Here is a 14,557-nt window from a genome sequence, read left to right on the forward strand (position 1 = left end):
TAAGGCACCCCTAAAGGGTGCTTTTTTAAAATTCTCTTTCGGAGGATAGAAATGAATGAACTAGAAGAGTATATAAGTCTACTTAGAAAACAAAGGCACGATTTTATGAATGATTTGCAAGTTATATACGGTTATTTGCAAATTAAAAGACCACAAGGTGCTTTGGATTATATAGAGAAATTATCCAAAGAAAATCAAATTATTAGTGAAATTTATAAGTTAGAAGATAATAGATTTTCACTATGTCTTGAAAGCAATATTAAGAAATTATGGGCAAATGAAGTAAAAGTAGAAGTAGATATTGAGATTAGTAACTTTAAAAATAAAATCTTTGTAAATGAATATACTAAAAAAAATGATTTAGTCAACACTATATTTATGGAAGTAGAAAAGACTAATAAGAAGTTTGTTTACATTTATATATTCCAAGATGAATTAGGCGAAAGTTTACTTGTTACTAATAATGAGTCCATGATAGGCGACATAAGTTGGATGGAAGAATGGCAACAAATAAATACACAAATAGATGATTTTAAAATTTATAGATATGGGTTTGATAATAATATAGCTTATAGATTAATATTCTAAGAAATTAGAATTTAGTAAATAGATTAAAATACAAAATAGAAAATGCGGTAAGGTAAGGTGAAATATATGTTTATTGATACAGCCAAGATTTTTGTTAAATCAGGCAACGGTGGAAATGGTGCCGTTTCGTTTAGAACAGAAAAATATATACCACTGGGTGGACCAGATGGTGGAGATGGTGGAAATGGTGGAGATGTAATACTGGTAGTTGATGCTAGTATGACAACTTTATTAGATTTTTCATATGCAAGAAAATTTGTAGCTAAACCTGGAGTTCAAGGTTCTGGCTCTAAGTGTTATGGAAAAGCAGGAGCAAATTTAGAGGTTAAAGTTCCAATGGGGACAATTGTAAAAGACTTTGAAACAAACAAAGTAATGTGTGATTTATCTCGCGTTGGTCAAACTTATGTAGTTTGTAAGGCTGGAAAAGGCGGCAAGGGTAATGTTAAGTTTTGTACACCTACAAGGCAAGCACCTAATTTTGCTGAACCTGGAATGCCAGGAGAAGAAAGATGGATTAGACTTGAACTTAAGCTACTAGCTGATGTTGGGCTACTAGGATTTCCAAACGTTGGTAAATCAACTTTGCTTTCAGTAGTATCTAAAGCAAGACCTAAAATAGCTAACTATCATTTTACTACTTTAAAACCAAACTTAGGGGTAGTAAGTGTTAAAGGTGCACATAGTTTTGTTATGGCTGATATACCAGGAATAATTGAAGGAGCAGCTGAAGGAGTAGGTCTTGGAATAGGTTTCCTAAGGCATATAGAAAGAACTAGAATGCTTATTCATGTAGTTGATATTTCGGGAATAGAAGGTAGAGATGCTGTAGAGGACTTTGTTAAAATAAATGAAGAACTTAGAAAATATAGTATTAAACTATGGGATAGACCACAAATAATAGCTTGTAACAAAAGTGATATGCTATTTGATGATGAAGTCTTTGAAGATTTTAAGAAAAGATTAAATGAAATGGGATATGATAATAGTAAGATATTTAAAATATCTGCAGCTACAAGTCAAGGTGTAGAAGCACTGATGAAAGAAGCAGCTAGAATGTTATCTACTATTCCGGTTACGGAACTTGTAATAGAGGAAGAAGATAAGTTTGTAATAGAACAAAAGAGATTTACCTACACTATTGAGGTAGATGAGGAAGGAACTTTTGTTGTTGATGGAACCTTTGTTGATAGATTGTTAAATGCTGTTAATATTAATGAACCGGATTCTCTTAAATATTTCCACAAAGTTTTAAAAAACAAGGGAGTATTTGATGCATTAGTTGCAAAAGGAATTCAAGATGGGGATTTAGTAAGATTACAGAAGTTTGAATTTGAATTCTTATTATAGTGGATAATATATTAAAATTGTTATCTTATAAGAATGTAGCTAGGAGGATATTATGATTACAAGTAAGCAAAGAAGTTATTTAAGAACTATGGCAAATACATTACAACCTATATTTCAGGTTGGAAAAGCTGGAATAGAAGAAAACTTTTTAAAACAGGTAAATGATGCACTGGAATCTAGAGAACTTATTAAAGTTAAGGTTCTAAATAATAGTGGATTAACTGCTAGAGAAGCTTCAGATATAATTTGTGAAGCCATAAGCGCTGAGGCAGTTCAAGCTATTGGAAGCAAATGTGTATTCTATAAAAAGTCTTTAAAAAAGCCTAAAATTGAATTACCATAAAAGCATGTAAATTTACATGCTTTTTCCTCTATGAAAATTATAACTTGTGTTATTATTTTCCAAGCTATTTTCAGAAAAAAATGTATTCATCCAGTTTAATATTCTATTATTGACTAGTTCATTTCAGATGCCTTACTACAGTATAAAGAGGGTGCTATATTGAAAAAAGCTATTTTTGGAGGAACTTTTGATCCAATTCATATTGGTCACCTTCATATTGCCTATGAAACATTGTATAATTTACAACTAGACAAAATTTTATTCATGCCTGCAGGGAATCCACCACATAAAAACAATAAAAAAATTACAGATGCTAAAATTAGATATGATTTGGTTGAAAAGGCCATTGAGTCCGAAGCTTACTTTGAAATAAGTGATTATGAAATAAATAAAAGTGAAAATAGCTATACCTATGAAACTATTGAAGTCTTCAGCGAACTGCAACCTAATATAGATTGGTATTTTTTAATTGGGGTTGATAGCTTAATGTACTTAGATAAGTGGAAAAACGTAGAGCGGATTCTAAGTAGTTGTAAGTTAGTGGTTTATAACAGGGCAGGTTTTACAGTGGAAGCTGTGGCTAATCAGTTAAGATATATAGAACAAAAATTTCATAAAAAGATAATTTTTATTGATATGCCAATTATAGACATATCTTCAACGAATATTAGGAATAATATAAAGGTTGGTAGAAATGTTGATTATCTACTTCCAAAAGGTGTAGATGAAATAATTCATGAGCTTAATCTATATAAATAGTAATATTGGGGGGATTTAAATGTGGAATGAGGGTGAAATGCTCTGTTATTTGCAATTAAATTTAAGTGAGGGTAGATTGCAACATAGTTTAAATGTTAGTGAAACTGCAGTAGCACTAGCAAAAAAATATGGAGAAAATATAGAAAGTGCTAGAATTGCAGGACTAGTCCACGATTGTGGTAAGAATATGAAGGATGATCAGCTTTTAAAAGTGGCCAGTGAGCATGGAATTCATAATGACGAAATATATTTACATAATCCTTCAATTTTGCACGGATTAGTGGGGAGTATAATTGCCAGAGAAATAATGAATATCGAAGATGAGGATATTTTAGCATCTATTCGCTATCACACTACAGGTAGAAAAAACATGAGCATTTTGGAAAAAATTATTTATATTGCAGATTATATTGAACCATTAAGAGTGTTCGAAGGTGTAGAAAAACTGAGGCTTTTAAGTTATACAGATTTAGATGCTGCTGTAATACAATCTCTTGAAAATACAATAAAATATGTTATAAGTCGAAAAGAATTGTTACATATGGATACTGTAGAAGCAAGAAATTATTTATTAAGTAAAAATAAGGTGAAAAGATGAGAGAAAATAAAAAAAAGAAAAAAAAGAAAAAAATAGTAAACTATAAAAGATTTGCGTTGGTTATCACCACTTTAGTGGTGTCTGTTTTTTTATTGATTTTTGGGTATTTTTATGTTTACTTAGATAGTTTGAATAATAATGCAGTAGATTTAAATAAAATAGATGTAAGTTCAAATTTAAACAAGGATGAAATAGATAAACTAAAAAATGATGGGAAATCCTGCAACATACTTGTTATGGGTGTAGATGTCGGTACTGCTGGTTCTACTAATGCTAATGATCCGAAGAGGACAGATACAATGATCGTGGCACATTACAATGCAGAGGATAAAAACATTAGTTTGGTTTCAATTCCTAGAGATACACTAATTAAAATAAATAACAAAAATCAAAAGATTAATGCTGCCCATGCTATTGGTGGTGTAACTTACGCGGTTGATGCTGTAGAAGAACTTTTAGGTATTAGAATTGATTACTATGGTAAAATCAATTATGAAGGCTTTAGGAATGTGATTAATGCTATAGGTGGTATAGATATGGATATAACAAGGAACATGCATTATGATGATTCAACTCAAAACTTGAGCATTAATTTTCAAAAGGGTACTACAGTTCATTTAGATGGTAAGAAAGCTGAAGAGTTTTTCAGATGGAGAAAAAATAACGATGGTACTGGCCTGGCAGATGGTGATTTAGGTAGAATAGAAAATCAACATTTGTTTATTACTAAAGTAATGGAAAAATTAAAAAGTCCTATTATAGTGCTTAAAATTCCAAGTATTTTATCAGCAATTCAAACCTCAGTAGAAACAAATATGGATGCTAAAGATATATTTAAGTATGGATATATATTTGCCACCATAGATAAGGATAAATTTTCTATGGATACTATTAAAGGTGAATTAAAGACTTTAAATGGTCAATCGTATTTAATATACGATGAAGCTCAAAATAAATCCATTCTTTCAAAATTGTATGATGAGAGCGCATTAAGCATTGATAAGTCAAAGCTTAGAATAAAAGTAATTAATGGCACTAAGAAGGCAGGTCTGGCTAGCGATTTTGCAACGTATCTTCAGCAAAAGGGATACAAAAAGCCTGAAACATCAAATGGTGATAGCACCAGTAAAACTAAAATTTTAGTATACAATGGTAATGAGGGCATAAAAACTTCACTAGTAAAAGATTTTAAAATAGATAATATTGAATTTTCATCGTCAAAGCAGGATAACTTTGATATAATAGTTATGTTAGGTGAAGATCATAAGTATATGAAATAATATTTTTATCTAAAAGCAATATATAGTGGATAGGGTTAACTTTATCTACATTTATGAGGAGGAGAAAAAATGGAAAAACACATTGTAAGCACAAGTAAAGCACCAGCAGCTCTTGGACCATATTCTCAAGCAGTAAAAGTTGGGAACTTATTATTTACTTCAGGATCATTAGCAATAAATTCAACTACTGGTGAATTTATAAATGATGATATAAAGAAAGCAACAGCACAATCTTTAGAAAATCTAAAATTTATACTAGAAGAAGCAGGTACTACCTTAGACAAGGTGGTAAAAACTGTTGTATTTTTAAAGGATATGAATGATTTTGCTGAGATGAATGAAGTATATGCAAAATATTTCACAAGCAATCCACCAGCTAGATCTTGTGTTCAGGTAGCCAAACTTCCTAAGGATGCATTAGTAGAAATAGAAGTTATTGCAATTGCCGAATAATAAATTAGTTCCGAATAACAAATTAGCATTGGATAATAATTTAACCTACGTGGTGGGAGAAAACATTAAAGATATAAAGTTAAGAGATTATCTAAAATATACAGAGAATTTATCTAGTAGATTTATAAAAAGCTCAGGTATTAGTGGAAAAATAAGGGTAAATGGTAAAGTGGTTAAGCTCAATCACAGAATAAATTCAGTTGATAAAATAGAGATTGATATGAAGAAAGATGAGCATCAAAACATTGAACCTGAGAAAATGGATTTAGATGTGGTATATGATGATATAGATCTTATTGTTATAAATAAGAGTCCAGGTATAGTAGTTCATCCCACTCGTGGAGTTCCCTTTGGAACTCTAGCCAATGGAGTTTCATATTATTTTAAAGAAAGAAATGAAAATTGCATTGTTAGACTAGTGAGTAGACTAGACAGAGATACTTCCGGTCTTATAATAATTGCAAAAAATCAATTTGCACATATGGCATTAGCTAGAGACATGCAAAGTAGCGATGTTGGGGTCATAGAAATGCAAGGGAAATCAGCACAAGGAATAGATATGCAAGATAAAATTTTTGAGAAGAGTTACATGGCTGTTGTACATGGTAATATGGAAAACAAGTCAGGGACTATTGATTTGCCCATTGGGAAACCCAATGAAGATTCTATAAAAAGTGAGGTTTTCGAAAATGGACAAAGAAGTATATCTCATTATGAAGTTATAGATTCTTTTAAAAATGCTGATTTGGTAAAAGTTACTCTGGAAACTGGTAGAACACATCAAATTCGTGTTCATTTTAGTCATATTGGTCATCCGCTTTATGGGGATAGCCTTTATGGAACACCTGAAAGTCAGTATATTGATAGGCAGGCATTACATGCTTATAAATTAATCTTTCCACATCCAAGAACTGGTGAGCAGCTTATACTCCAGTCAAAACTTCCAGAGGATATAGAGAGTTTAATAAGTAAACTAAAAGCTGAAAGTTAAAGCATCTCTTACTGAGCTGTTAATCATCTCTTACAGAGTTGTACAAAAAAACACTAACTATAAACTGTTAACAGTTTATAATTAGTGTTTTTTAAATATTACCTTTTATTTTTAATATTTTGCATTAATCTCCTCAATTTGTTTTTCTTTTTTCTTCTTATATTTCTTACTCTCAGAAAGATTAATATTAAGGCAAGGACAATTGCAGAATATTTTATTATGTTCATTTTGAGAGAAGATTGTGTAAAGTATTTTGTACTATTCTTAAGAAATGAAGCGCTGGGAATAGAGACCTTTTTACTGTAATTCATTCCACTAGATAAATCTAGATTATAGGAATCACTCCCAAAAGTAATTAGTGCTTTACTTATATCATCACCTTTTTTTATGGAGGAGAGATCTAAATTCATTTTCTCAGTTTTAATATTAGGTGCTATTGATGAGCCTTTAGTTTTAACAATATAAAAATCTTTTGAAGCAAGTAGGGGAATTACTGTGCCATCTTCTAATGTTAAATTTGATACTTTAGCACCTTTATCAAAATATTTAGAGAGCTCAAAATTATCAAAGCCATAATTCAATAGTTTTACACTGTCTGGAAAAAAAGTTTTTATAGAGTCATGTACAAGAGCTACTATAAGTTTTTGACCATTTTTAGTGGCTACAGCAATATAAGAATGCTTTGATTGAATAGTATAGCCTGTTTTTCCACCCTCACAATACTCATAATAGTATTGGTCATCTTTATGTATTAATCTATTGCCATTCCAAAGGGGACGTTTTTCCTTGCACTTATTTGTTGATGCCATTATATACGAAGGGGTTGTTGCAATCTTCTTATATTCATCATGTTTAATAAGCTCCTGCATAATCAAAGCTAAATCATAGGCCGAAGTTTTATGATTTACATCATATAGTCCATTTGGATTGACAAAATTAGTGTCTTTACAACCTAATGAAGCTGCCTTTTCATTCATAAGTATTGCAAATTTATCTGTGGAACCACTTATATGTTCTGCTAAGGCTACAGCACAATCATTAGCAGAAGCCAGTATTAATCCATATAACAATTCTTTTACAGATATTTTTTCGCCTTGCGTGATATATATTTTTGATCCATCAGTTATTTCTGCGTTTTTACTTACGGTTACCACATCGTCTAATTTAGAATTTTCTAAAACTAGAAGTATAGTCATTATCTTAGTGGTAGAAGCTGGAGGGTAAGCAGAATTCTTATTTTTTTCATAAAGTAACTTGCCCGTGGTTGCATCCATTAAAACTACACTATCAGCTGATACTGTTGGTGGTTTTACTAATGCTTGGACTGATGGGGCTGTGTTAAAAAGTAACAAAAATGATGCAATTATTATTGTGATTAATTTTTTCATAGATTACCTCCAGTTTTCAATAGTTACATTATATCAATAAAATTCTTTCTTAGCGACAATATTTATGAAAAGTTGTCAATAATTTTATATAGGAAGGTAAAATAAATTATAAGTTGTTACGTTTACAGAGCTAACAAGGAGGAGTTATGAAAAATAAAGAAAAAATAATTGGATCTATAGCTATTTTGTGCATAAGCATTATTTTTATAATTACTGGTTTCGCATTGTCAAGTCAGAAGGGAAATGTTAATGCTGCAGATTATAAGGATATATTTGTAGAAGATGATAAAACTACAGAAGCTTATAAAATTGCAGAAAAAAAACAAGCAGCTGTAGTTATTGCACCCTCATCCAATATAGTAGAGGATAGTAATATTAAAGTGGATATAAAAGGAGAAGTGAAAGCCCCAGGTGTTTATGAAATAAAAAAGGAAAGTAGAGTAACTGATCTTATAAAACTAGCAGGCGGGGTTACAGATGCTGCTGACCTTGATGCTACTAATCTTTCTGAAAAACTAAAGGATGAAGAGTGTGTTGTGATTTATAAAAAAGGGGAGAAAGATAAAGTACAAAATTTACAGGGTAATATTACAACTCCTACAGTTTCAATCTCCACTGTGAAAGAAGCCATTATTAACTTAAATACTGCAACCAAAGAAGAGTTAAAAACTCTTACAGGTATAGGAGATGTTAAAGCTGATGCCATAATTAAATATAGAGAAGAAAATGGAGGATTTAAAACAGTAGATGAACTAACAAAAGTGGGTGGTATTGGGGAAAAGACCTTAAGCAAATTCATTGATAAGGTAGACATAAAGTGACTAATGGTATAAAATTATCTTGGAGATTTAGTAAAAATGAATGTGTTTTATTTATCTTTGAAAATACAATGAGGGAAAACAATTAGTAATTGTTTTCTACACCAGAGCACTAGAAGGAGGACAATATGGATAAGAGACTTACAGAATTTTCGAAAACCTCTGGCTGAGCAGCTAAAATAGGGCCGGGGGCCTTGGCGGAAATATTAGATAAATTACCTAAAATGGAAAGTGAAAATTTGATTGTTGGAATAGAAACATCGGATGACGCAGCAGTATACAAATTAAGTGATGAAATTGCAGTTATTCAAACCTTAGACTTTTTTACACCTGTGGTTGACGATCCATATATCTTTGGACAAATAGCAGCAGCAAATTCATTAAGTGATGTGTATGCTATGGGAGGAAAACCAACACTTGCATTAAATATAGTATGTTTTCCTAATTGTTTAAATATAGATATACTTGGAGAGATTTTAAAAGGTGGAGCAGATAAAGTACTAGAAGCTGGAGCAATAGTAATGGGTGGCCATTCAGTACAAGATGATGAACCTAAATACGGTCTATCAGTGATGGGAATTGTGCATCCTGATAAAGTTCTTAGAAATTATGGCTGTAATGTAGGAGAGGTATTAATTTTAACAAAAACATTGGGTACTGGTATAATCAGCACAGCAATAAAAGCTGAAATGGCATCGAAAGAGGCTTATGATATTGCAGTAAAAATTATGAGTACTTTAAACAAATATGCTGGAGAAATTATTATGGAGCATCAAATAAGTGCTTGTACGGATATAACAGGCTTTGGTATTATGGGCCACTGCTATGAGATGGCCCAGGGATCAAATATAAGTTTGAAATTATTTAAAGAAAACATACCATATATAAAAGAGGCCAAAGAGTATGCAAAGATAGGTCTAGTACCTGAAGGAACTTATAACAATAAAGCATACTTAGAAGGTAAATATCAGCTTAATAACATACCAGAATGGTTAGAGGATATACTATTCGATCCTCAAACTTCGGGTGGACTTTTAGTATCTTGCACAAAAGAAGAAGCAAAAAAACTTATGATTAGGTTAAATGAGTTAGAACTAAAATCTCAAATCATTGGAGAAGTAATACCACTGCAAGATAAGTATATTATCGTTGAATAATTTAATTAATAGAATGATTTAATTAAAAGAATAATTTAATTACAAAATAAATTGGGGGTGATTGCAATGAATACAGAATTATTAAGAAGTTTACCTAAGGTAGATGAACTGCTTCAAGAAGAGACAATAAAGCAGCAGTTGGAGATTAGTATGAGAGTTCTTGTATTAGATTCATTAAGAGAGGCTATAGAAGATTTTAGAAAAGCAATTTTAAATGATGAAATACAGTCATTAACAAAAGAAGAGGTAATAATCCATTTTATTAAATTACTAAATAAAAAAAACCTTCCAAAGCTTAGAAAAATTATAAATGCTACGGGAACGGTGGTTCACACAAATTTAGGAAGATCTCTTTTATCAAAGGATGCAATTGACAGGGTAATTAATGTTGCTGAAAATTATAATAATCTTGAATATGACATAGAGAAGGGCAAAAGAGGGTCTAGATATTCACATATAGAGGATATTCTTATAAAAATAACTGGTGCAGAGGCCGCTATGGTGGTAAACAACAATGCAGCGGCAGTAATGCTTGCGCTAGATACACTTTGTAGGGAAAAGGAAGCAATAGTATCTAGAGGACAATTAGTTGAAATTGGGGGATCTTTTAGAGTTCCTGACATTATGAAATTTAGTGGAGCTAAACTAGTAGAAGTAGGTACAACAAATAGAACCCATTTATATGATTATCAAGATAATATTACTGAAAATACAGGAGTACTATTAAAAGTACATACTTCTAATTTTAAAATCGTGGGATTTACGCAGGAAGTATCTATAGAAGCCTTAGTAAAGCTAGGAAATGAAAACGATGTGCCAGTAATTGAAGATATAGGTAGTGGTGTGCTAATAGATTACTCTAAATATGGTTTTGTTTATGAACCAACAGTTCAAGAAAGTATAAGAAAAGGTATAGATGTAGTGACATTTAGTGGAGATAAGATGTTAGGTGGTCCTCAAGCTGGAATTATAGTAGGAAAAGCCAAGTATATTAATAGAATGAAAAAAAATCAATTAACTAGAGCTCTAAGAATAGATAAAATGACTTTGGCGGCTTTAGAAGGTACACTTAAGTATTATCTAGAAGAAACTGAGGCTATTAAAAACATACCAACATTAAATATGCTTTTATGCCCTCTCGATATGCTTAAGAAAAGAGCACAAAAGCTAAAAAGAAAGCTTCAGAATAAAACTGATAAATTTACTTTTACAATAGATAATGACTATTCAATGGTTGGTGGTGGTTCCATGCCCACAGAAAAAATAGAAACTTACGTCATAAAAATAAAAAGTGAAAGTTTTACTGCACCACAAATAGAAGAAAATTTAAGAATGAATGAAGTAGCTATAATCACCAGAATTAATAACAATGAGGTAATAATGGACCTTAGGACACTATTCGAAAAGGATTATGGAATTATTACAGAGGCTTTTAGGACAATGTAAAAATAGGTTGCATGCCTATATTTTTATAGAAAGGATGTTGCTTAAATGAAGCATATTATTATAGGAACAGCAGGTCATATAGATCACGGTAAAACAACTTTAATTAAAGCTTTAACGGGTAGAGAAACAGATACTTTAAAAGAAGAAAAGGATAGAGGAATTTCTATAAATTTAGGATTCACCTATTTTGATTTACCATCTGGTAGGAGAGCTGGAATTATTGATGTTCCGGGTCATGAAAAATTTATTAAGAATATGCTAGCAGGTATAAGCAGTATAGATGTGGTTCTACTGGTCATAGCAGCGGATGAGGGGATTATGCCTCAAACCAGGGAGCATTTTGAAATATTACAATTGTTAAATGTTAAAAAAGGAATTATAGTGCTTACAAAATCTGATTTAGTGGATGCTGAATGGATTGAAATGATTAAGGGGGATTTGACTCAGGAATTTAAAGGTACATTCCTAGAGAATGCACCTATTCACGCAGTATCATCAAAAACTAAAACAGGCTTTGAAGCTCTAGTTGTGGATATAGATAAAATAACAGAAGAAGTTGCGGCCAAAGATACGGAAGGACATTTTAGGTTGCCTGTGGATAGAGCATTTTCTATAAGTGGGTTTGGCAGTGTTGTGACTGGAACAATAATAAGTGGAAGAGTAAAAGTAGGAGATACTATAGAAGTATATCCTTCGAAAATAGTTACAAAGGTTAGAGGTATCCAGATTCATGATAAACCTTGTGAGTTCGGAGAAGCAGGTCAAAGGTGTGCTATAAATCTAGCTAATATAAAATTAAGTGAAATAGGCAGGGGAGATGTGGTTTCAAAAGTAGACATAATGGAACCTTCTTTCTCAATTGATTGTGTGCTTTATTATCTAAAAAGTGCAAAAAAACCACTAGTTAATAGGCAAAGAGTTAGATTATATCATGGAACAGATGAAATTTTGTGTAGAGTTGTTATTTTAGATAAAGAGGAAATAGCCCCAGGAGCAAGTGCTTATGTACAATTAAGATTAGAAAAACAGATTAATGCTCAAAGAAACGACAGATTTGTGCTTAGAAGCTATTCACCTATGTACACTATAGCAGGGGGTATGATTATCAATCCTTCCGCTGAGAAAGCTAAAAGATTTAATGAAAAGTATATTGAGGACCTTAAGATTAAAGAGAGTGGAACAACTGAAAATATTTTAGAAAATACGCTTATTAAATTAAGTGGAGATTACCCAGATACCGCTGTGATATTAAAAGCACTAGGTAAAAATGAACAAGGCATAGAAGATAAATTACAAACCCTGGTAGAGGATAATATAATAATTAAACTAACAGCCTTGGATAAGACCATATATATACATAAGGATTTTATAAAGCAAAAGATAGAGGAAATAGAGCGAATTTTAAAAGCATATCATAATGAAAATCCACTTAAGGGTGGAATGCCAAAAGAAGAAATTAAGAATAAAATTTTTGGAAAAAATATAAAGCAAAAGACTTATGATGAATTATTGATGTTAATGGAAAATAGAAATGCTATAAAAGTATTTGAAAAATTTGTATCTTTATACGATTTTAGGATAGAATATACAAATGAGCAAGAAAGCATAAAAGAAAATATTATTTTAGCCTATGATAAAGGACAATATAGTCCTCCTAAATATAGTGATTTAGTCCAAAGTGAAAAGGATAAAAAGAACTTTAAAATGGTTTTTGATTCCCTTATAGATAATGAACAATTAATAAAAGTAGCTGAGGATTGTGTATTTACAAAGCAGCATTATGAAAATGCAAAAGTTTTAGTGTATGATTATATAAAAGAAAATGGTAGCATAGCAGCATCCACCTCTAGGGGAGTCTTTGATACAAATCGAAAATTTGCTGTAGCCCTTTTAGAACATTTTGATAGCATAAAATTAACTAAAAGAGTAGAAAATGATAGGGTGCTGTATAAGGAAATTTAGATTAAATCTAATGTAATTAATAATTCGACAAAATTGTGCATAATGTTATTGATGTTAGAAACATTATGTGTTACAATGAATACTGAAAACAAAGCTAATGGGAGTAGATAGGTGCTGGTGTGCCTGCCAGTCTTCAAAACTGTGTTGTCGTGCTAATACCACGATGGGTGTGTTCGATTCACACATATTCCCGCCAATTAATTCGACATATTGCGGCTCAGATACATAATTTTTATGTTATCTGGGCCGCTTTTTATTTTTTGAAATATGATTGTAATGTTATTATATGAAATTATTTATTTCATCAATAACCATTTCTTCATTATCTATAAAGGAACAATGCGCTGCGTTTTTTATAACTGAAACTTTTGCATTTATACCTATATCCGTTGCTATATTATATGCAGAATCGATAGATAGAATTTTGTCATGATCACCAATCAGCACTAGGGTAGGCATTGTAATTTTGTCCACTTCATCTGTTCCATCTTTCACACCATTATTTGTATGTGATATGTTAAATATCTGAGCAGGCCAAGCTACATCAGGAAAGTTTACAACAGTCATAGTTTCGTCTATTAATTCATTGTAGTAATTTTCTTTAGGTGCTTTAAAACTAAAAACTGTAGCATCTAGAATTGCCCTGATAATTATTCTGTCTTTATTTTTTAATGCTATAGCACAAGGAATTAACTGAACTTTATCACACATAACCTGCTCACGAATTGTCCAATATTTATTGAGAAGGGCATGACCCTCATTGTCTTTGGCAGGGAAAGGATAGCCTTTACATGTGGGAGAATCTATTAGTATTAATTTTTCAACCATATCTGCATGATCTGCGGCAAACTGCAAACAAATAGTGCCGCCCATAGACAAACCAACTAGATTAAAGCTTAAAATACCTATCTTTTGCGCAAACATCCAGATGTCTTCTGAAAATTGTCTCATATACTCTACAGGTGTATTGTATGAAGAACCACCTGCACCCCTTAAATCAATTGCATATGCTTTATAGTCCTCTGGTAGATTTTCCATAAAGTGTTCCCAATATTTTGATGTAACAATATTACCATGCACCAATAATAAAATATTCCTGCCTTTACCACTTTCCCTATAGGCCACTGCTTCTCCATTAGCTATAATAACTTTTTTTAATTCAACTTTATTCATAAATGTACCTCCTTTAAAAATATGTTATATACAATAAGTAAGCAAATATTATGCCACTGAAAGAATGAACAAGGTACTATGATGCATAATAAAATATTTGAAAAACATATGTAACATAACGTTACATATGTACATAAATATTACACATATTTGCAGGCAATATTATTACATAATGGTTTTCTAGTGCTTAAAATTACCAGCTTTTATCAATATATTTGTTAATAACGTAATTGGCATAGTAATTGCTCTAT

At 31.3% G+C, this 14,557-nt stretch carries 14 protein-coding genes and 1 tRNA gene; 13 read left to right on the forward strand and 2 right to left on the reverse strand.

The features are described 5' to 3' along the window. The first annotated feature begins 51 nt into the window (after positions 1–51). The 8 genes from ACREVU_RS11455 to ACREVU_RS11490 all read left to right on the forward strand — a co-directional run bounded on the left by ACREVU_RS11455 (position 52) and on the right by ACREVU_RS11490 (position 6,362). A complete protein-coding gene (locus ACREVU_RS11455; RefSeq protein ID WP_431551731.1) occupies positions 52–588 on the forward strand; it encodes a Spo0B domain-containing protein in 537 nt (178 codons plus the stop codon). Between the two features lie 66 nt (positions 589–654). Next, positions 655–1,938, forward strand: coding sequence for a GTPase ObgE (gene obgE / locus ACREVU_RS11460; RefSeq protein WP_431551732.1), 1,284 nt, complete (start codon positions 655–657; stop codon positions 1,936–1,938). A 52-nt stretch (positions 1,939–1,990) separates the two neighbouring features. Then, positions 1,991–2,281, forward strand: a complete 291-nt coding sequence (yhbY, locus tag ACREVU_RS11465) for a ribosome assembly RNA-binding protein YhbY (protein ID WP_431551733.1) — start codon at positions 1,991–1,993, stop codon at positions 2,279–2,281. A gap of 156 nt (positions 2,282–2,437) precedes the next feature. Then, complete coding sequence (nadD, locus tag ACREVU_RS11470) at positions 2,438–3,040, forward strand: nicotinate-nucleotide adenylyltransferase (RefSeq protein ID WP_431551798.1); 603 nt, start codon at positions 2,438–2,440, stop codon at positions 3,038–3,040. Between the two features lie 19 nt (positions 3,041–3,059). Continuing rightward, positions 3,060–3,638: a bis(5'-nucleosyl)-tetraphosphatase (symmetrical) YqeK gene (gene yqeK, locus ACREVU_RS11475; RefSeq protein ID WP_431551734.1), complete on the forward strand. Its 579-nt coding sequence runs from the start codon at positions 3,060–3,062 to the stop codon at positions 3,636–3,638. Further along, the gene (locus tag ACREVU_RS11480; protein ID WP_431551735.1) at positions 3,635–4,918 is read left to right on the forward strand and encodes an LCP family protein; all 1,284 of its coding nucleotides are present in this window, start codon (positions 3,635–3,637) and stop codon (positions 4,916–4,918) included. Before yqeK ends, ACREVU_RS11480 begins: the two co-directional genes overlap by 4 nt. A gap of 69 nt (positions 4,919–4,987) precedes the next feature. Next, positions 4,988–5,371, forward strand: coding sequence for a RidA family protein (locus ACREVU_RS11485; protein ID WP_431551736.1), 384 nt, complete (start codon positions 4,988–4,990; stop codon positions 5,369–5,371). Positions 5,372–5,399: 28 nt separating this feature from the next. Further along, positions 5,400–6,362: an RluA family pseudouridine synthase gene (locus ACREVU_RS11490; protein ID WP_431551799.1), complete on the forward strand. Its 963-nt coding sequence runs from the start codon at positions 5,400–5,402 to the stop codon at positions 6,360–6,362. 98 nt (positions 6,363–6,460) lie between these two features. Here the strand turns inward: ACREVU_RS11490 and ACREVU_RS11495 are convergent, their stop codons facing one another. Next, a complete protein-coding gene (locus ACREVU_RS11495) occupies positions 6,461–7,750 on the reverse strand; it encodes a serine hydrolase (RefSeq protein WP_431551737.1) in 1,290 nt (429 codons plus the stop codon). A gap of 146 nt (positions 7,751–7,896) precedes the next feature. Here ACREVU_RS11495 and ACREVU_RS11500 point away from each other — a divergent pair, with 146 nt between their 5' ends. From ACREVU_RS11500 to ACREVU_RS11520, 5 genes are all read left to right on the forward strand, one after another. Further along, on the forward strand, positions 7,897–8,571 hold the full coding sequence (locus ACREVU_RS11500; RefSeq protein ID WP_431551738.1) for a helix-hairpin-helix domain-containing protein: 675 nt from the start codon (positions 7,897–7,899) through the stop codon (positions 8,569–8,571). A gap of 125 nt (positions 8,572–8,696) precedes the next feature. Continuing rightward, positions 8,697–9,725, forward strand: a complete 1,029-nt coding sequence (gene selD / locus ACREVU_RS11505) for a selenide, water dikinase SelD (RefSeq protein ID WP_431551739.1) — start codon at positions 8,697–8,699, stop codon at positions 9,723–9,725. Positions 9,726–9,791: 66 nt separating this feature from the next. Further along, the gene (gene selA, locus ACREVU_RS11510) at positions 9,792–11,171 is read left to right on the forward strand and encodes an L-seryl-tRNA(Sec) selenium transferase (RefSeq protein ID WP_431551740.1); all 1,380 of its coding nucleotides are present in this window, start codon (positions 9,792–9,794) and stop codon (positions 11,169–11,171) included. A gap of 45 nt (positions 11,172–11,216) precedes the next feature. Further along, positions 11,217–13,133, forward strand: a complete 1,917-nt coding sequence (gene selB / locus ACREVU_RS11515; protein ID WP_431551741.1) for a selenocysteine-specific translation elongation factor — start codon at positions 11,217–11,219, stop codon at positions 13,131–13,133. Positions 13,134–13,232: 99 nt separating this feature from the next. Next, positions 13,233–13,329, forward strand: a tRNA-Sec gene (locus tag ACREVU_RS11520). Positions 13,330–13,415: 86 nt separating this feature from the next. Here ACREVU_RS11520 and phaZ read toward each other — a convergent pair. After that, positions 13,416–14,306 carry an intracellular short-chain-length polyhydroxyalkanoate depolymerase gene (gene phaZ / locus ACREVU_RS11525; RefSeq protein WP_431551742.1) on the reverse strand — a complete coding sequence of 297 codons (891 nt, stop codon included), beginning with the start codon at positions 14,304–14,306 and terminating at the stop codon, positions 13,416–13,418. Positions 14,307–14,557 lie beyond the last annotated feature (251 nt).

Origin of the sequence: Clostridium sp. (assembly GCF_050717535.1) — a bacterium.
In the GTDB taxonomy this organism is placed as follows: Bacteria; Bacillota; Clostridia; order Clostridiales; family Clostridiaceae; genus Clostridium_AD.